The organism is Paenibacillus curdlanolyticus YK9 (genome assembly GCF_000179615.1).
In the GTDB taxonomy this organism is placed as follows: domain Bacteria; phylum Bacillota; class Bacilli; order Paenibacillales; family Paenibacillaceae; genus Paenibacillus_T; species Paenibacillus_T curdlanolyticus.
Genome location: NZ_AEDD01000006.1, coordinates 170,946 through 187,955 on the forward strand (window position 1 = coordinate 170,946; position 17,010 = coordinate 187,955).

Below are 17,010 nucleotides of genomic sequence, written 5' to 3' on the forward strand. Positions count from 1 at the left end.
CCCCATATTCTACCACACTCGACCCCTACCGTATCTCCTCCTTATACTTCCCCGTACTAAGCACCTTCACCTGAACCTTCACGTTCCGCAACGACTTCTCGTCCAAGAAAAACGAGCTTTTCTTCGTCAGCTTATAGAACGCCGCAGGCTTCTTGCGATACAGCGCCTCCTCCAGTTGAAAAGGGTCTACTCGCTTGGCGAGCCCTTTCTTGTACGTCTCCCTTATTTCCTTCTCGATCGCTTGCTCGGCCATGCGCTCCAACTCCTTGACCGTTCGATTATGCGATTCGTAAACGGTGCCGTTGACCTTCAATTGCAAGTCAAATTGCGCGCCTGCTTGGCCCACTACAGGTTTGATCTTCATATGCGGATGAGCGAACATAATAACCGCATTGTTCGATTCACTGTACGGAATCTGCAAAGGCGCCTGCGCTAGTCTTCGATTGGCCCATCGAATGCCTTTCAGGTCTTCAACAGACATCCAGCCGGCGCTGCGACTATCTTCGAAGAAGTAGGCACCGGACAATTCGAACATGGATTTGCTCTTCTGATCTTCCTTCCAGAACTGCTTCGTGGTCGAGATGGATGGCATTATGGCCGAATTGCCGGGCTCATTCAAGTTGGCGATGGCATGATTGCCGTTCACGGGCAACAGGAAGGACTTTGGGCTGCCCAACTGCGTGCCTGTGAACATGATGGTGTCGAGCGGGGATAAATTGAACAAGGATGTCTGAGTCAAGATATCGGACAGCTTGTCCTTCGTACCATAGACCAAAATGTTGTACCTGACCTCCCGATATCGGTTCAACGTCTGATAAATTTCCTTCACCCCGCGCTGCAGCACGCTTTCGGTCATCACAACGGACTTCAGATGTCCCCAGAACATCGGAAACTGGGAGGTTGCCGTTACGCCGGAGATCGCATCAGACATCAACTTGCCTTGCCCGCTGCCGACCCAGGTCGGCACCTTCTTGCCTAGTTGGTTGTTTTCGGTACGCGCAATGTTGGAAAAATTAAGCACTTGGGCGTAGGTGATGTAGTTCCCGTCCACATAGTCGATCCCAAGCGCTGTGACATACGCCAAGCTCTGAATATCTCTTGAACTTCCGCAGCCTTGCTGGAGCATGGCCGCCAGGAGCAGAAAATACAGCCCCATCTGCCGAACGATTCGCATGATTATCTACTCCCTTACCGATCTTCATCTTGCGTCTTCAAGGTTGTCGGCCTCCGCTTCAGCATGAACCACGGCACTCGCAGGTACGACATCATCACTTCACGGATATTGAGCGGCGATAGCGGCGCAAGGTAATTCATCCCGAAGGAGCGTTGGCTCGCCATATAGGCGACAAAAATAACGATGCCCAAGATCACGCCGTACATGCCGAGATAACATGCCAATCCGAAGAAAAACAGCCTTAATATGCTAACGACTGTACTTAGCGACTGATTGACGAGCGTAACGCCGGAAACCGCGGTTATGGCCCCAATGACGACGACGGAGGGCGAAACAAGCCCTGAGCGAATGGCTGCATCGCCGATAATTAAGCCGCCGATGGACGTCAGGGTTTGACCGATGGCGCTGGGCAAGCGCACGCCCGCTTCGCGGAATATTTCGAGCAGCATAAGCAGGATGAAGGTTTCAATTTGAGAAGAGAACGGCAGCCCTAACCGAGAGACCGAAACCGTCGCCATGATGCGGAACGGAATCTGATCCTGATGAAACGCCATCAAGGAAACCCACAGCGCTGGCAGAAATACGGACAGGAACAGGCTGAATGCCCGAATCAATCTGGCGAACGTAATATACGAGTAGTTGAAGTGGACATCCTCCGGCGATTTTAAGATCAAGGACAGTCCGGCGGGGCCGATCAGCACGAGCGGATTGCCATCGACGATGATGAGGAATCGGCCGGAAAGCAAAGCATTGACGCAAAAATCCGGCCTTCCCGTGTAGTCCATCAAAGGGAGCAGCTTAAGCTTGGACCCCGTCAATGACTCTTCAAGCTGGTTGATGCTGTATAAGCCGTCCGATTCAAATTTGTCCAGCTTTTTGCAGACATCGTCCAATATCTTGGGATTAATAATATCGTGGAAATAAAGAAGCGATACTTTGGTCTTCGTACGTACGCCCAGCGTAAACGGCTTTACATATAGCGAATGGCTGCGGACGCGTTTGCGAATCAAGGCGATGTTGGTGTACATGTCCTCGATGAATCCGTCCTTCGGCCCTTTAATTGAAATCTCCGTACTGGATTCTTGCGGGCTCCGCTGCGGGCGGTGGTTGATGCACATGCGAAAGCAGCGATTCTCCTCTGTGAAGAACAAGATCAGATCGCCTTCAAAAATGGATTCATCCAGCTCTTCGACAGTTGGCTGCTCCGAAATAGATACCAGCGTCAGGCGCGAGATCAGCTGCTCCAGACCGGAGGCTCCGTCAGCATGCTGGTCAAAATGCTTGCCCAGCGCGGGCAGCACGATTTCCTGCACATGATGGCCATCGCACAATCCATTCGCATAGAGCAAAATGACGTTCACATGCTCGCTCTGGCCGAATCGGCAGGCATCGATATAGACATCGGCGGAGCCTTGGTAGGTCTCCCGCAGCCGCTCCTCCGACCATGCCTGATTCGGCTGGCTCGCTGTCTGGCTCGCTGTCGTCGTCATGAAGACTCCCCTTTTCGCATGGGCTTAGCAACCAACGTGATGCCCATCCAAATAATCGAAACCGTAAACATAATACCGAACGAAACTGGCATGTAGATGCGATACATCCATTCATAGAACGAGTAGTCGTTAAGCGGAAACAGCGCGATGACGAGATAGCTTAGCATAATAGCCGCAATAGCCCATTGCCGATGGGAATTCCGCTTGAATGGCGCAATATCGACAAGCAGGTAGACGGCAAGGCTAACGCGGATGCAGGCGCCGGACAGCCACTGGAAAATCGAAAAGAAGTCGACGTGCTCGATATATTGCCCGATTTTGATCAGCCGCCACTGCTCGTAAGGTGACGTCATCTGATTTGCAGCTTCGGTGGGACCGAATTCCGTAATCGCCCCGATGATCGGCCCGACCATGATCAGCACGGTAAACAAGCTATAGAGTAACACCTGCCATGCTTTCACTTTACGTACAAGCCGATGCTGGAGCAGCAGCAGCAGGATGATCTCGACAAAACCGCCCGCGGCATAAAGCATGCCATCGGCAACAGGCGACCAGCCTTTTTCAAGAACAGGCTTCAGCAGCCGATGATCCTTCTCCGTCGCATTGAATACGCTGACGAATATCCCTAACAAGGTGACGATTGGGAGCAGCATGCCCGCTGTAATGGCAATCGTGCTCATCCCCCATAGTGCCAGCACGAGGCAGATCAAGATGAGCGACAGGACGATGATCAGCCCCGGCGTCGCGGGCAAGTAGTTTGCCGTATTCCATTTGCTCGTATGAATGACCGTCGTCGCGCCAATCAGATAAAGCATCACGCCTACTGGCAGAAGCAGAATCCAGGATACAATCGGATGCGTCTGCTTCGCAATCCAATCCTGCCACTTCACCTGGCCGGATTTGCGCATCATCCACGTAATGAGCAGAGACCACAGCACGAATAAAGCGCCTGTCAATAAGACTGTGATCCAAGCATCCCGGCCGGAAGCATCTAGCAGCATCGGATTAATAATGACATGATCAGCAAGACCATTCATTAGCGCGAATATCATAAATAACTGCAAAATATTGATTTTGGTCGGCGCTTCGCTCATCAATCCACCACCCTCGCTTCTTCCTCCGAATCGTATAACATCCCTATAGGGTGCCAATTGTAGGAAAAAATATGCGAATGCGCATGCGCGACAAAAAAGGAGCCTCCCGGGGTGGGACGGCTCCTTCTGTCATTTCACTGCACCAATATACCGCTGCAAACTATCCGCTACACATCCTGCAATCAGGCTTACGAAAGGTTCAACATTGTGAGCCGCGCTCGCCAGTTCCAAAGTTTCATAATAGCTTAGACGAGCCTCGTTAGCAGCTTTCACGATGGCTGGCGGATACCCGAATTTCATCAAAATGAGATTCATTAAGAGCCGCGCCGTACGTCCGTTTCCATCTGAAAAAGGATGAATATATACAAACCTAAAATGGAACTCCGCAGCCAGCTGGACGGGATGCAATGCTGTTTGATTTTCATTAAACCATTCGATTAATTGCTGCATCTTTTCTGTAAGCACAGTAAAATGCGGAGGAGTATGCTGCGAACCCGATATGTACACATTAATCATTCTATATTGCCCGGCATTCTCATCCTCAATGTTCTTTAGAACCAAGTGATGAATGGATTTAATGACATACTCTGTCAAATCCATCTTGCGATTGACCACAATCCTGTACATAAGAGATAGCCTCCGAGTGATTGACTACCTCAAAATGCTCTCGCAGCTTTTTACCGCCTATGGTTAATCCCTCTTCAAGCACGAGCTTCGTCTCCAATAGAGTAAGCGTGTTTCCTTCGATTGCATTGGAATTGTAGGTCCATTCTACCCGATATACCTCTTCCAAATTTCGTACAGCAGCCGTCGGCAATGGCCGCAATTCATCTAACTCCATTTTTAATTGATCAATTTGATTAAAATCCATTTGGCCACTCCTCCCTTAGTTACTCCCATTATATCACAGCAAGAACATTACGCGGCGTTGACAAGGACAGGATTCTCGGCGCTTCTCGCGAATAATAAAATTATAAATTTTGATGTAAATGGGGATTGCATATGAGCGAGATCAGAGAGATGACCATTCAGGATTACGAGCCTATGCTTCAGCTGTGGAGCAGCATCGAAGGGCTAGCGTTAAGCAACGCCGATTCCAAGGAAAACATTCAGCGGTATCTCGAACGGAACCAAGGATTAAGTTACGTATGGGAGCAGGATGGTCTAATCGTCGGAACGATTCTATGCGGGCATGATGGCAGACGGGGCTTTATTTATCATGTTGCCGTAAACCCAGACTACCGAAATCAGAAAATTGGCCATCGATTGGTTCAGACTAGTTTAGAGCAGCTAAGCCGAGAGGGTATCGACAAGTGCCACATCTTCGTGATTGAAGACAATGCCATTGGCAATGGCTTCTGGTCGGCGTCGGGTTGGGAGAAGCGCAGCGGATTTTTTGTTTATTCGAAAAATACGTAGGCTGGCGCGCATTAGGTTGCGAATAGGACATATAAACATTCCCTATTCTCCTTCCGGCTCGCATCGCGCCCGAATAGCGAACAACAATATTCCCTATTCCCCTTCCAGCTGGTAGCGTGCCCGAATAGAGCACAAAAATATTCCCTATCCCTCTTCCAACACGCTGCATGCACGATTAGGGCATAAAAATCTGCCCTATTCCCATTCTAGCGCGCTGCGCTCCCGATTAGAGCAGATTTATCTTCCCTAACAAAAAAGCGGAACAGAGATCTCTCTCTGCCCCGCCTTACTCATCTCATATAATAGCGTATGCGAGGACGCATCCCCGCTACGCTCCAGCAGCAGCCGACAAAAGCTCGTCCATCTTCAGCACGGAGTGGAAGGCTAGGTTGGCATTTTCCAAATTCGTCCGTCCTGCCTGTTCCCGCTCAATGACGCACACAACATCCTTCACCTGTGCGCCGTACCGCTTCAAGTCCTCGGCACTCAATAGAATTTGTCCGCCTGTTGTAACAACATCCTCAATGATACAAACCTTCTTGCCTTGAATATCCGTCCCTTCGGCGAGCTTGCATGTGCCGTATTCCTTCGCCTTCTTCCTAACGAATACGACAGGAATGCCCGTCTTCAAGGACAATGCCGTTGCGATTGGTATGCCGCCCATCTCGAGCCCGGCTAACACTTCGGTCCCAGCTGGAATAAGCGGCGCCATATGCTCAGCGACTGCTGCAAGCAGCGTTGGATTCGACTCGAACAAGTATTTGTCAAAATATTGATTCGATTCCTTGCCAGACCGCAGCTTGAATACCCCTGTAAGATGCGCCGTACGATAAATCTCTCGAGCCAACTCTTCCTTGTTCATGCTGCTCCCCCGTCTCTGTTCATGATTCTACGAAATTATGCCACAGAAGAGGGTAACAGAATATGCCAGAAAAGTCTACCTTCTCTACTTCGCCATCTGCTCGCCGACCAAAGTCCAATCCGATGCCGTGTAGTTCCCCATAAACCACAAGGAAACGCCTTTCAGCTCGTAAAACTTCGCCACCCATATCTTCTTCGCGATGCTCTGCGTGTCCTCGTAATACAGCTCGTGGCTGCCGCGCTCATCCTTAAACGTAGCTTTAGCCAGGAAGTATGGCATCTCCCATGTGCGGGTCACGCCCGGCATCGCGAGCCTTTTCTCCACATCTGCAATCGCCGGACTCAGCACATTCCCGGTTACGCCGCCGCCGCTTGTAATCCATTGGTTCGCCTGTTTCGAAATGCCGAGCACAAGCTTCTCCTTCGGAATCGATTGGAGCGCAGTTGCAACCGTGTCGTTCACGAGCGGCAATGGCGCCGACGGCAGCTTGCTGTCGCTATGCGTAAAATCATAAGCCATCAGGATCACCGTATCCGCCAGCTTGCCGATCGCCGCGAGATCATAGCCTTTATAATATTGGATCGGCGGAACGGCCACCGACAGCGTGAGCGCAGTACCGAGCTGATCCTTCACCTTTTGCAAAAAACGAACATAGTCCGGAGCGCTTCCCGCTTCCTTCAGCCCTTCGAAATCCATGCTCACTCCAGTGAACCCGTACGCTGAATTGTTCAACGTCGCTAGCAGCGACTGGACGAATGCCTGCTGCGCCGGCTCATCCTTAAGGAAATCTTTCAAATTGCTGCCGTCATAAAAAACCATCAGCTCCTTGGACGCTTGCGCAACATCCGCCGCCGCAATCGCTTCCTCATAACCCGCTGGAATCTTATTAACCGTTGTGCTAACGTCCAGCCCAGCAGTCCCTGCCGTGCTATACGACAAATGCGACCAGCCGAAGATGACATGGGCAAGCTTATTCATCTGTTGAATCGCCGGGTACGATTGAATCGCATAATAGCCGGTAAAATCAACCTTTTGCCCCGATACGCGATCATCGATCAACCGGTAAATGACCGCTGCCGCCTGCTTGCGAATAAGGGGAGCATTCGGCTTAAACCCCGACGGGTCCCCCTCCATCATGCCGCGGTTCGCCGCATAATACACATAAGGCTGCATCGCCGCATTGATCGACGATTGATCCTTGAACGCCCGCGCATCTCGCTCCGTCTTCCAATCCCCGCCCAGCCATTGCTGGCGCGTCTGCTCCGTCTCAGACTCCAGCAGCGCCTTCCCGACGAGCATCGCGACCTCTTGTCTCGTAATCGTCTGCGCCGGACGGAACATTCCCTGCTTATCTAGCAAGCTATCGATCCATTGATGCGCATAGGCAGCCGAAATAACCGGCGCGGACCACCGCGTCTTCGCGACATCCACGGGCGTCTTCCCGACAGCGGCGGACGTATCCAGCTGTCTAGCCATCACCAGCAGCTTAACGAAAGCTTCTCGGGACAGGTCTGCATTCGCGCGATAAGTTCCGTCCTCGTAGCCGTTAATGATGCCTAAAGCAGACAATGTATAAATCGATTCTCGCGCATAATCGTTCTGCTCATCCTTGAACGGCTTAAGCTGAACATTGTAAGCAAAAGCGCTATTCGCAAACAGCACGCCAAGCGCAACAACGAGTAAACTAACCTTTTTGAACATAATGAGCTCCTTTTCTTCCAGTCTATTAATGAGGAATACCATCAACCCGTCATTTAATAGACGCACGAGAGCCGGATTTGTTCCTTATGTTCGCAAAGGGTACACAAGCTGAATGTTTTCCATAGCCAGCAGCGCTTCATGCAGCACATAATTGTGGTCTGCTCCAACTATGCATAAGATACGTTTTCCTGCATGCTTCTTCAAAGCTCATCATCGTGAACCACGCCTAAAATACCAATCGTTGGCACAACAGCCCCCGATTCACCCACATCATGTGTTAGATCACCTAATTTCTATAGGGGTGTAATGTAAATATCCTTTTATGACGAAAATCATCTGATAATGAACATTTTTGGATAATCGTAGTACTATTGAATGTAGGGTTCGGTCAGGAAATTTAGATAAACCGCTTCGGATCATTGCTCAGGATGCAGAAGTCTTACCCCTTAATGCAGAAGACGTATATTAAGGCGGAAGATTTTTTGAAGTGCAAATGTGGGATGAGCAACCATTAAGGCAGTGGAAGGAGTTTCAACCAATATGACTTTCCAGCAACTATTGAATAGTGAATATGGCATTAATGACGTATTGGCATTGCGGGACCTATCTAAAAGCGGCCCATGCTATCAAATCGTCACAGCCGAACGCAGCTATGTGTTGAAGCAGGTGGATCGGTTGGATTTTTTAAACGCGTATCAGAAGGCTCAAACCGTGTTAAAGAACCACGGCTTGATCCAAGGAAGCATTATTCCGACAAAAACAAATAAGTTAATGACCAAATCCGGTTATACATTAATTGAATTTGTCCCTGGCGAGGCTATTGAAACGTATACCGATGAGCAATTTTGTTCGATTATCAAGCATTTATATACCTATTATCAGATCCTTCGAGAAGTTCCTTTTGCAGCAACGGAGATAGAAGAAGTAAACAATTGGGATAAATTAAAGTCCGTCGCGTTCATGTGCCGTAAGGTTGAAGAGTTCTTGCAAACGTTTGAACTAGATGAGAGGGTTCGGTGGTTATTGAAGCGTGCACAGCTCGTTTTATCGGAGCATGTCGACTATTTCAACCGCGCTCCCAAACAACTCATACATGCCGATTTGGGACCCGGAAATATCGTTTTCTGTGATCATACTATCAAAACGATCATTGATTTCACGCCCGAATATGACAATGAACTTTACGCATTAGCTCAATTCCTGTATTGGACTTGTTTATGGGATTTTTCCGAGTCCGCTTCATTAGCTCGAATCCGTTCGACCCTAACCATCTATTGCGACGGCGATGTACCGCAGGAAATGCCCGACGGCCTTTTTCTCTATTTGTTAAAAGCCTGTATGTTTCGAATTATGGGACCTCTGTTGAACGATTCACAGAACGGCGAAATTAACATCCATAAACTCCAAAAAAGAATGGCCGCGTTAGAGACGCTATTTACCATTCGTCAAGCAATTGAATGAGGGAGATAATCGAATAAGATTCATGTTAGGGTTCTCCATTAAAATAATAAAGCCCCGGAGAACCTTCTCCAGGACTTCATCTACAGCGTCATCGCCTGTCCGTACCGTTCCAGATAAGCTTCCTTATCCTTATAATCCGGCATGATGCTTCCTACGCGCCGCCAGAAGGAGCGGTCATGGTTCATATGCGTTAGATGGCATAGCTCATGGACAATGACGTAATCGATCACTTCGACCGGGGCCATCGCCAGGCGGTAATTAAAGGTGAGCTTGCGATCCGAGCTGCAGCTCCCCCATTTGGTCCGGGACTCGACGATCTCAATCGACTTGGGCGTTACCTTCAGCTGCTTCTGGTAATCCTTGATCCGTTCCAGAACGACCTTCTTACAGCTTGCAAAATAAAACTTTTTCAGCTGGAGCTTCAGCTCATCCTCGCTCCGCCCCTCCGTCTCGATCAGCTCATGAAGCTGATGATAACGGCCGAGATGAAGAAATTTGCCTTCATCCTGATACTCTCTCGTTCTTGGCGCTTCCTTCGCTTTGGCGATCAAAGCCAACCGTTCCAAGATCCACTTCTCATGCTGCCGTACGGCGCTCATGATCATTTCGTCGATCGCGCCATTCGGCGCTTTGACCGTGATCAGTCCCGAAGGCTCGATTTGAAGCGATATTTTTTTGCGGGGACCATATTCCACATGAAATTCAACCATCTGCTCTGCCAATTCAATTTTCATCATCAACATCGTTTCTATAGGGTAATTTATGAAGTGTGCTTCGCGCCTCAGAAGGCTACAATAGAAAAAAGTTAGCATTTATGCCCAAGGAGGACAAGTCCTATATGAACGCTCCATCATCTGGTTCGTCACCGGATCCCCAGCGCCTGTTTGTTGCGGTTCCACTGCCGGTAGCTTTGAAAAAGGTGATTGGCGGCTGGTCGAACGCACTCCGTGACACGCGATCGTTTCGCAAGTGGACGCATGAAGCCGATCTGCATATTACGCTGCAATTTCTCGGCGATACGGAGCCGAAGCAGCTGCCCAAACTGCAAGAAGCTTTGTCCTCCGTAACGCAATCCGGTGCGCTGCAGCCTTTCCGCTTAACCCTTCAAGACGTAGGCGCGTTCGGTTTGTCGAAACAGCCCCGTGTCCTCTGGATTGGGCTCGGCGGCGAGCTCGATTCGCTGCGCCAGCTTCATCAGGCAACCGTCCATGCAACAGCCCCTCTCGGGTTCTCGGCAGAGACTCGCCCCTACAGTCCCCATCTGACCATTGCTCGCAGCTACATCGGGAGCGAGGAATTCGTCGCGCCGCAGCTAGACTTTAATAGTTCGCTTGAGTGGGACGTTGATGCGATCTGCTTATACCGCACCCACATGCGCCAACGCCCCATGTATGAAGAAGTAGCCCGCTTCTCTTTATGAAGAAGGGGGCTTCTGCCTTTCACTCGCCTAATCGATGCTATGAAGAGCCTCTAGCGCCTCTTCCTCCGTCGAGCGGAATACGATTTTCTTGCCCTGATTGCACTCGTAGATGAAGTCGTTCAAGCTCTTGCTGTTATAGCTGCCAAACTCGCCGACAATGGCGATGGCCATTTGGTAATTCGTATATTTTTGCAGGATCTCCCCCGCCAGCCTCGTGCTCAGCTCAAAGAAATCCTCCACGATATTTTCTTTTCTCACCAGCATTTTATCGCACCCGTGATTATAATGGACGTCGGCTAACAGATCCAGCGCATCATCCACATTCTTAATAATCAGGCTATCGCTTGAGATGACGGCTACTCGCGAGCCATCCTTTTCGTTTACGGTAATGTTCATGGCTCAGAGCTCCTTATGTTTGTTAGTATCGTTGCTACGATTTCATCTTTTTTGAAAACGGGCATTAACGCATCCAGCGTTTGAAAATGGAACGTCCCGAAATTCATCGGCAAATGCGAGAAGGGACGGTCATAAATCATGATGATCTCATATCGAACCGAATCTCTTACCTTCGGAAGCGAGGAAAGCTGCTTATCCAGTCCGCGCCAAATTTCTTCGATATAAAGATCGGAGACCCTTTCCAGCATGGCCTTCCCGCCGATTTGCCCTTGCCACCACCAGGATAAAAACAGCCTCCAGCTCGCTTCTTGACAGGCTTGGCCCAACTCGTCGGGAGTAAACAACTGATTATAGTGAGACTCGAATTGATAATCCCGTTCATATGTCGGATGTTCCGAGCAATAAGAGTGCCATAATTCCTCAAAGCGGGTTTGGAAACCGTCTAGGGATAACAAGCCATCCCTGTCGAGGCAGATGTCCGGAAACTTCCGCGAACCGTTATACGCATTATCATATAAACCCTTCACGTAGATCAAGTAATTGGGTGTCATTGGGATGAAGTTGCACAGGATAAAGTTTCTGAACATACCTACGCTCCCATTCTGTCTCGAAGCCGAACCGTTCGCAGCGTTCGAGGTTTAATTTTTAACGCTGTCTCCTACCCAAAGCCGCTAAAGCCCTTCGTCTTACATATTCAACGTTATCTTCGGAAAACCTAGATAACAAATATATAGATTCTTCATTCCTTCCCTCTATTTCACCTAGCGCATGGGCAATCTGCCACCTTGCTTCACTATCCGTATAGGCGAGTGCTTTATTGGCTACTGCCACTAAAACTTCGGGATGTTGAACCTGCATCTGTAGTATATTTTCAACTTCATTGTCCCTAGCTAAACTATATAAAACCAGTTCGTAAACCGCTGCATTCCAGTCTTCTAAAGAAGTGTCTCCAATAACGCTCTGAGCCGCATTATAAATGCTATTCCACTCCAAATACTCCGTTTCCCATTCTCCACGCTTCTCAGTTACGCCGCTTGCCCATTGTTTGAATGCATCGACTTCTTGTTGGAGGGATCGAAACATAACGCTGTCCATACTCCCCAACCTTCCCTCTGAAAAACCATTATTCGATGGTTCTAATATACATGACGTCTACTCCAATCGGTAGTCAATTTAGAAGCAATTAAAAAAGCCCCGATTAGGGGCTTACTGAAGCAGATATTCCTGCCTACTTTCGTTTCACAAATCCAGCAATCAACGTAACCAACGAAACCAATGCCGATATCGACAATAGCACGATCAGCCATGTTTGCGTCGTGACCGTAATCAGGTATACGGATGCGATCAGCAAAATAATGCGATACACGACCGAAAAATTCATATTTCCTCACTCCTTAGAGATTATTCGTTCTTTTATGATCATTCTGTCCATATTCGTTGGATAATAGGAGCATCATCCTCGAATGAAAGCTGAAATACGTCAGGATTAGACATCAACTCCCATTCCCTAAACCCTATTCTATCATCAAAATGCTTGAGAAGCAGCGAAATCAGGTTGCCATGGGATACGATTATGGCATTGCGATGCCCGCTCCTCAGCACTTCCCTAACGACATCAATAGCACGACTCATCGCCGCGTTGCTGGATTCCCCGCCCTCATAGCATAAATCCAGCTCCTCGTATGTTCGAAGCAGCCTGCCGCGCCAATCGGGATGGTTCGTATTCGACAAAACTCTCTCCATCAGGCGCTCATCGACAGCGACTTCAATGCTCAACTGGTCTGCTAGCGGGATTATGGTACGGCAAGCCCTTTCATATGGACTCGAAACGATATAATCGATAGATCTCCCTGACAGAAATGCAGCAAGCTGCTCCGCTTGCTGTACACCAGCCGCAGTTAACGGCGCATCCGGGGCTTGCCCTTCTGCCTTGCAATGCCGCACGACGTAGATATGTTGCATCGCTGTCACCTCCTCACAAGCCAATGTTGGACTTCATGCCTTGGTAGCTGCCAGACTCCGGAAATCCATTTCGGACAATATCCATAAATTTCTCGGTGAATCCATGTGCAACAAGCTCATGAACGGGAACCATGGCGACGTCGCTTATTGGGTTATGATCAAACTCATTAGAAGGAAGACGCAGATTTCCGCCAATCCGTTGCAGCAGGAACGTTATGTGAAGGAGAGAAGGCGATGCATCTGGCTTATCGCATAGATATAATAGCTTGGAAACCGTAGTGATAAACCCTGTTTCTTCTGCAATTTCCCTTACAATTGCTTCTTCAAGCGTTTCTCCTTGCTCCACTCTCCCGCCCGGCAAAGACCACTTGCGGTCAGACGTTACATTTTGTTTAACCAACAGGATGCAGCCACTCTCCACCAATATTCCCGTTACTCTAACCTGCAAAAGATTGCTCATCTCGCTGTCCGCCCCCATTCCTATGATCAAAGATAATATAGTATCATAAAGTACCTGAATTGGAAATTGGTAGACAAGGAGCATTTCAACATGATTCCATCCAAATTAATACTAATGGAGGGTCTTCCCTCAACCGGAAAATCGACAAACGCCGGCATTTTGTTCACACAGCTAGAACGCAACGGGCATAAGGCGAGGTGGATTCACGAGGTCGCCAGACCTCATCCGACTTTATTCTTTTATGAAGCGTATCTGGAGAAGCCAGAGTACGACGCGTTCATCGCTCGTCATCCGCATGCCGCAGCCATATTGGATGCGTTTATCATAAACCGCAACCGCTCCGTTGGAATAGACTTGCTTGAACTCGAATGGCATCACCTTGATGCGCTCGGAAGTGAAGCCCATCATGACCTCAGCCAATACGATGCGTGGACATTTTCATTGGATCGTTACAGAAAGGCGGCGCTGGACAAATGGGAGCATTTCGTCCAGCAACACATGCAGTCCGATGAGATTGTTATTCTGGACAGCAGCATTTTTCAATTTCAAATCTATAGTTTTATTCTGGCCGATGCGCCTTATGACCATCTTAAGTCGTTTATTGATCAGCTCTATGCGATCATTGCTCCGCTTCAGCCGTCGCTCATTTATTTCCATAGAGAGAATACGAACGATACGATCGACTATCTAACCCAGGATCGTGGAACCGCCTTCCTTGAACGTATATGGGAAAGAGACCGGTATCGACCGTATTATACAAATCGGCCAGCAGGTGCAGCAGGATACAAAATGTTTTTGCAAGACTACGGGACATATGCAAAAAAACTGTTTGATTCGGCCCCCTTCGCCAAGCTAGCACTGGACATTACGGCTGGAACGTGGCCTGTCTATGTGGATGTGCTTCTTCGGTTCTCGAATCTATCTTTTGTAGAACCCGTTGCGATCAGCTATCCGAACGGAATCTATTCTAATGCTGCGTTAGACCAATCGATCGAGATCGCCAATGGTTATTTGATCACCCCGGACGGCGGCAGAAAACGATTGCTGCCCAAGTCGGAATTCGAATGCTACCTTCATGATACGCCTGTGTTGATTCGATTTGAGGGAAATGAAATCCATGTCGGCGGTGAACAGCTATGTGATAGATGGACTGCCGCTGGAACGGTGTTTATTGCTCAGGATCATTCGGAATATTAACTTAGGGGGGCCATGTGGCCCCCTTTCATTTTATTCACTGTTCTCAGTCAATAAATAAAGCAGCAGCGCCTTCTGCACATGCATCCGGTTCTCCGCCTGCTGATAAATCACTGATCGTTCTGATTCGATCAGTTCCTCTTCAATTTCAAACCCCGGATGAACCGGCATATCATGCATGATATATGGCGTGTGCCCTCGCAGATTAGCCTTGTTCAGCTGAAACGGCAGCATTTGCTCCAATCTGCGATTTTTCTCATCTTGGTAATGCTCCTCATGGAAAAACTCCATATCAATCCATGTGTCCGTATAAACAAAATCAGACCTAGCCGCCGCATCGGTCAGGCTATCTACGTTCTCAACATAACCGCTTGCATACGCATCCCGCATCAACTCTTCATCCCATGAAGGTCCATTAATAATCGGGGTCACGAGGAGAAGCTTGATGCCTAAAGTGACGCAGCCCGCTATCAAGGAATTAGCCACATTATTGTGGATGCCAACATAAGTGATGGTAACGCCCGAGAACGTACCGATTATTTCATATACGGTCATCAAATCGGCTAGCGCTTGGCAGGGATGGTATTTGTCGCAGCATCCATTAATGACTGGAACCTTGGCATACTTCGCTAATTCGAGCAAATCCGCATGCTTCTTTAATCTGGCCATGATCATGTCGCTGTTGCTTGATACGTACCGCGCCTCATACTGGATGGGAGAAATGCTGAAGTTACTAGCGTCCCAATCCAATGTAACGGCGTAACCACCCAATTGATTAATTGCTGACTGGAAGGATAGATTCGTTCGTGTCGAGGTTTTTTGAAACAGCATGATAAGACCTTTACGCTCACATGCCTGATTGTATTTTCGAGGGTTCTTCTTGATCGCAATCCCCGTGAGGATGATGGACTGAAGGGCATCTTTGCTTAGTTCTTTTAAGGATAACAAGTGATTCAACGGGCCACCTCATCTTTTTTTGTATATTTATACACTAAATAGAATATAAATGCAATCCTATGACAATAACCTACTAGTGTCAACTATTTATCCCTATCCCTATCCCTATCCCTATCCTTATCCCTCCTTACGAGTATCCAATAAAGCAGGCAAGCGTTATTTACCTCGCCTTATTCTCAGCCGGAAAAGTTTTGCATGAATAATAAATAGCCGCCAAAAGATGGACAACGCCCACCTTTTGACGGCTATGAAACTCTTCATTATCGCTCTTCAAGCTCACGCGGATCAACGGAATCAAGGGTCTCGACAAGGGATGAGAATTCATCCGAAATATTATCCCATTCAACCAATTTAAAGTTCTGGTTGATAGCTACGCCATTCTCCATGTTCTCGTCATCCTGGGCAACGAACAAACCGTTCGAGAATTCATCCCCGAGATCATAGTTAAGAACATCAATGCCATCCGTATCGCTAGTGCCATCCGTATCATCGCCGTCCCCAATCATGAAGCTGCCAAGGTATGGGTTGGAATTCTCACGGTCAAAGATCGCGTAGCTGTTGCTGCCTTGACTGGATGCGATCAAATAGCCTTCGCCATCTTCTCCGTAATACAGAGTAAGTCCCTCAACATCGGCCGTTAACTTCTGATTATCAACCGCTGCTACCTGAACAGCGCTGTTACTAACATTAGGCTCGGCATTATATTTCCAGATGCCCACGTCTTCCTCAGCGATGTAGATCTTGCCGTACTCATCGTCAGCGACCATCCCTTCGGATTGCGAGCCAAGCTGGAATGAGCGAACCAGCGTTCCATTAATTTTTCCGCTTCCATTGTGGTACAGCTCGTACTGCTCGAATTCTCCGGCTTTACCAAGCACCAACGCATAGAATTTACCGGTGCGTTGGCTGTGATATAAACTGAAGCCGTAAACCTCGCCCATGTTGGAATGAATTGGCGTTCCAGAAATATTGGTAAGTGCGCCCGTAACAGGAGAGATCGCGTAGATATCCACGGTATTGGTCGTCCGATTCGTTGCCGCTGCGATATCCACTTTTTTGCTGCCTAATGGAAAATCGTAACGGACATCAACATTGTTCATTTTACCAGTCGCATAGGAAAACTTCTGATGGCCTTCCAGATCATACACCAGCAAGCCGCCTGCTTTGTTTGTTGCGATGATCGTGCTGTCTTCCGCATCATCAGGGTGAAGCCAGATTGCCGGATCATCTGCAGCGTCATCCCCATTGCTGACGGCATCCGTTTCCACATCAGCCTCGACATAGACCGGCTGGGATCCACTAGCCAGTGCATTCGACCCCAACGACAAAGAAATGATCATTCCTGCCACTATCAACCTCTTGTAAAGCTTGGACACAATAATTCCTCCTTTTATATCACGATCCAAATCATACAATATAA

At 48.6% G+C, this 17,010-nt stretch carries 18 protein-coding genes and 1 pseudogene; 4 read left to right on the forward strand and 15 right to left on the reverse strand.

Annotated elements, in window-relative coordinates:
- Positions 1-25: 25 nt before the first annotated feature.
- The 4 genes and pseudogenes from PAECUDRAFT_RS13010 to PAECUDRAFT_RS13025 form a co-directional block, all read right to left on the reverse strand.
- Positions 26-1,174, reverse strand: coding sequence for a Ger(x)C family spore germination protein (locus PAECUDRAFT_RS13010; RefSeq protein WP_006038555.1), 1,149 nt, complete (start codon positions 1,172-1,174; stop codon positions 26-28).
- A 14-nt stretch (positions 1,175-1,188) separates the two neighbouring features.
- A complete protein-coding gene (locus PAECUDRAFT_RS13015; protein ID WP_006038556.1) occupies positions 1,189-2,664 on the reverse strand; it encodes a spore germination protein in 1,476 nt (491 codons plus the stop codon).
- Entirely contained in the window at positions 2,661-3,758 is a 1,098-nt protein-coding gene (locus PAECUDRAFT_RS13020) for an endospore germination permease (protein WP_006038557.1), read from the reverse strand. The genes PAECUDRAFT_RS13015 and PAECUDRAFT_RS13020 overlap by 4 nt, the downstream gene beginning before the upstream one ends.
- Before the next feature lie 129 nt (positions 3,759-3,887).
- Positions 3,888-4,629, reverse strand: a pseudogene (locus PAECUDRAFT_RS13025) (Fic family protein).
- 131 nt (positions 4,630-4,760) lie between these two features.
- On the opposite strand from PAECUDRAFT_RS13025, the gene PAECUDRAFT_RS13030 reads away from it, so the two are divergent.
- On the forward strand, positions 4,761-5,177 hold the full coding sequence (locus tag PAECUDRAFT_RS13030) for a GNAT family N-acetyltransferase (RefSeq protein ID WP_006038560.1): 417 nt from the start codon (positions 4,761-4,763) through the stop codon (positions 5,175-5,177).
- Positions 5,178-5,505: 328 nt separating this feature from the next.
- Here the strand turns inward: PAECUDRAFT_RS13030 and pyrE are convergent, their stop codons facing one another.
- A complete protein-coding gene (gene pyrE, locus PAECUDRAFT_RS13035) occupies positions 5,506-6,039 on the reverse strand; it encodes an orotate phosphoribosyltransferase (protein ID WP_006038561.1) in 534 nt (177 codons plus the stop codon).
- A gap of 84 nt (positions 6,040-6,123) precedes the next feature.
- Positions 6,124-7,740: a glycosyl hydrolase family 18 protein gene (locus tag PAECUDRAFT_RS13040; protein WP_006038562.1), complete on the reverse strand. Its 1,617-nt coding sequence runs from the start codon at positions 7,738-7,740 to the stop codon at positions 6,124-6,126.
- 540 nt (positions 7,741-8,280) lie between these two features.
- Between PAECUDRAFT_RS13040 and PAECUDRAFT_RS13045 the strand changes: the two genes are divergently transcribed.
- A complete protein-coding gene (locus PAECUDRAFT_RS13045; protein ID WP_006038563.1) occupies positions 8,281-9,201 on the forward strand; it encodes a phosphotransferase in 921 nt (306 codons plus the stop codon).
- Between the two features lie 80 nt (positions 9,202-9,281).
- Here the strand turns inward: PAECUDRAFT_RS13045 and PAECUDRAFT_RS13050 are convergent, their stop codons facing one another.
- A complete protein-coding gene (locus PAECUDRAFT_RS13050) occupies positions 9,282-9,935 on the reverse strand; it encodes a M48 family metallopeptidase (protein WP_006038564.1) in 654 nt (217 codons plus the stop codon).
- A 104-nt stretch (positions 9,936-10,039) separates the two neighbouring features.
- Between PAECUDRAFT_RS13050 and thpR the strand changes: the two genes are divergently transcribed.
- A complete protein-coding gene (thpR, locus tag PAECUDRAFT_RS13055) occupies positions 10,040-10,621 on the forward strand; it encodes an RNA 2',3'-cyclic phosphodiesterase (RefSeq protein ID WP_006038565.1) in 582 nt (193 codons plus the stop codon).
- A gap of 27 nt (positions 10,622-10,648) precedes the next feature.
- Here the strand turns inward: thpR and PAECUDRAFT_RS13060 are convergent, their stop codons facing one another.
- The 6 genes from PAECUDRAFT_RS13060 to PAECUDRAFT_RS13080 all read right to left on the reverse strand — a co-directional run bounded on the left by PAECUDRAFT_RS13060 (position 10,649) and on the right by PAECUDRAFT_RS13080 (position 13,439).
- On the reverse strand, positions 10,649-11,017 hold the full coding sequence (locus PAECUDRAFT_RS13060) for a DUF4180 domain-containing protein (protein WP_006038566.1): 369 nt from the start codon (positions 11,015-11,017) through the stop codon (positions 10,649-10,651).
- Positions 11,014-11,604, reverse strand: a complete 591-nt coding sequence (locus PAECUDRAFT_RS13065; RefSeq protein ID WP_006038567.1) for a hypothetical protein — start codon at positions 11,602-11,604, stop codon at positions 11,014-11,016. The genes PAECUDRAFT_RS13060 and PAECUDRAFT_RS13065 overlap by 4 nt, the downstream gene beginning before the upstream one ends.
- Before the next feature lie 58 nt (positions 11,605-11,662).
- Positions 11,663-12,112: a HEAT repeat domain-containing protein gene (locus PAECUDRAFT_RS13070; protein ID WP_006038568.1), complete on the reverse strand. Its 450-nt coding sequence runs from the start codon at positions 12,110-12,112 to the stop codon at positions 11,663-11,665.
- Positions 12,113-12,245: 133 nt separating this feature from the next.
- Complete coding sequence (locus PAECUDRAFT_RS25895; protein WP_006038569.1) at positions 12,246-12,398, reverse strand: hypothetical protein; 153 nt, start codon at positions 12,396-12,398, stop codon at positions 12,246-12,248.
- Between the two features lie 38 nt (positions 12,399-12,436).
- Positions 12,437-12,979 (reverse strand): histidine phosphatase family protein, encoded by a 543-nt coding sequence (locus tag PAECUDRAFT_RS13075; RefSeq protein ID WP_006038570.1) that lies wholly within the window; start codon positions 12,977-12,979, stop codon positions 12,437-12,439.
- Positions 12,980-12,992: 13 nt separating this feature from the next.
- The gene (locus PAECUDRAFT_RS13080; protein WP_050794349.1) at positions 12,993-13,439 is read right to left on the reverse strand and encodes an NUDIX hydrolase; all 447 of its coding nucleotides are present in this window, start codon (positions 13,437-13,439) and stop codon (positions 12,993-12,995) included.
- 90 nt (positions 13,440-13,529) lie between these two features.
- On the opposite strand from PAECUDRAFT_RS13080, the gene PAECUDRAFT_RS13085 reads away from it, so the two are divergent.
- Entirely contained in the window at positions 13,530-14,636 is a 1,107-nt protein-coding gene (locus tag PAECUDRAFT_RS13085; protein WP_006038572.1) for a P-loop NTPase family protein, read from the forward strand.
- Positions 14,637-14,666: 30 nt separating this feature from the next.
- Here PAECUDRAFT_RS13085 and PAECUDRAFT_RS13090 read toward each other — a convergent pair whose 3' ends face one another.
- Together PAECUDRAFT_RS13090 and PAECUDRAFT_RS13095 are read right to left on the reverse strand one after the other, a co-directional pair.
- Positions 14,667-15,590 (reverse strand): Rossmann-fold NAD(P)-binding domain-containing protein, encoded by a 924-nt coding sequence (locus PAECUDRAFT_RS13090; RefSeq protein ID WP_006038573.1) that lies wholly within the window; start codon positions 15,588-15,590, stop codon positions 14,667-14,669.
- A 260-nt stretch (positions 15,591-15,850) separates the two neighbouring features.
- Positions 15,851-16,972: a phytase gene (locus PAECUDRAFT_RS13095; RefSeq protein WP_407636293.1), complete on the reverse strand. Its 1,122-nt coding sequence runs from the start codon at positions 16,970-16,972 to the stop codon at positions 15,851-15,853.
- Positions 16,973-17,010: the final 38 nt, after the last annotated feature.

Bases quoted from the DNA above. Each gene is read 5' to 3' on its own strand.
- PAECUDRAFT_RS13010 (WP_006038555.1), bottom strand. From the start codon at position 1,174: ATGCGAATCGTTCGGCAGATGGGGCTGTATTTTCTGCTCCTGGCGGCC.
- PAECUDRAFT_RS13015 (WP_006038556.1), bottom strand. From the start codon at position 2,664: ATGACGACGACAGCGAGCCAGACAGCGAGCCAGCCGAATCAGGCATGG.
- PAECUDRAFT_RS13020 (WP_006038557.1), bottom strand. From the start codon at position 3,758: ATGAGCGAAGCGCCGACCAAAATCAATATTTTGCAGTTATTTATGATA.
- PAECUDRAFT_RS13030 (WP_006038560.1), top strand. From the start codon at position 4,761: ATGAGCGAGATCAGAGAGATGACCATTCAGGATTACGAGCCTATGCTT.
- pyrE (WP_006038561.1), bottom strand. From the start codon at position 6,039: ATGAACAAGGAAGAGTTGGCTCGAGAGATTTATCGTACGGCGCATCTT.
- PAECUDRAFT_RS13040 (WP_006038562.1), bottom strand. From the start codon at position 7,740: ATGTTCAAAAAGGTTAGTTTACTCGTTGTTGCGCTTGGCGTGCTGTTT.
- PAECUDRAFT_RS13045 (WP_006038563.1), top strand. From the start codon at position 8,281: ATGACTTTCCAGCAACTATTGAATAGTGAATATGGCATTAATGACGTA.
- PAECUDRAFT_RS13050 (WP_006038564.1), bottom strand. From the start codon at position 9,935: ATGAAAATTGAATTGGCAGAGCAGATGGTTGAATTTCATGTGGAATAT.
- thpR (WP_006038565.1), top strand. From the start codon at position 10,040: ATGAACGCTCCATCATCTGGTTCGTCACCGGATCCCCAGCGCCTGTTT.
- PAECUDRAFT_RS13060 (WP_006038566.1), bottom strand. From the start codon at position 11,017: ATGAACATTACCGTAAACGAAAAGGATGGCTCGCGAGTAGCCGTCATC.
- PAECUDRAFT_RS13065 (WP_006038567.1), bottom strand. From the start codon at position 11,604: ATGTTCAGAAACTTTATCCTGTGCAACTTCATCCCAATGACACCCAAT.
- PAECUDRAFT_RS13070 (WP_006038568.1), bottom strand. From the start codon at position 12,112: ATGGACAGCGTTATGTTTCGATCCCTCCAACAAGAAGTCGATGCATTC.
- PAECUDRAFT_RS25895 (WP_006038569.1), bottom strand. From the start codon at position 12,398: ATGAATTTTTCGGTCGTGTATCGCATTATTTTGCTGATCGCATCCGTA.
- PAECUDRAFT_RS13075 (WP_006038570.1), bottom strand. From the start codon at position 12,979: ATGCAACATATCTACGTCGTGCGGCATTGCAAGGCAGAAGGGCAAGCC.
- PAECUDRAFT_RS13080 (WP_050794349.1), bottom strand. From the start codon at position 13,439: ATGAGCAATCTTTTGCAGGTTAGAGTAACGGGAATATTGGTGGAGAGT.
- PAECUDRAFT_RS13085 (WP_006038572.1), top strand. From the start codon at position 13,530: ATGATTCCATCCAAATTAATACTAATGGAGGGTCTTCCCTCAACCGGA.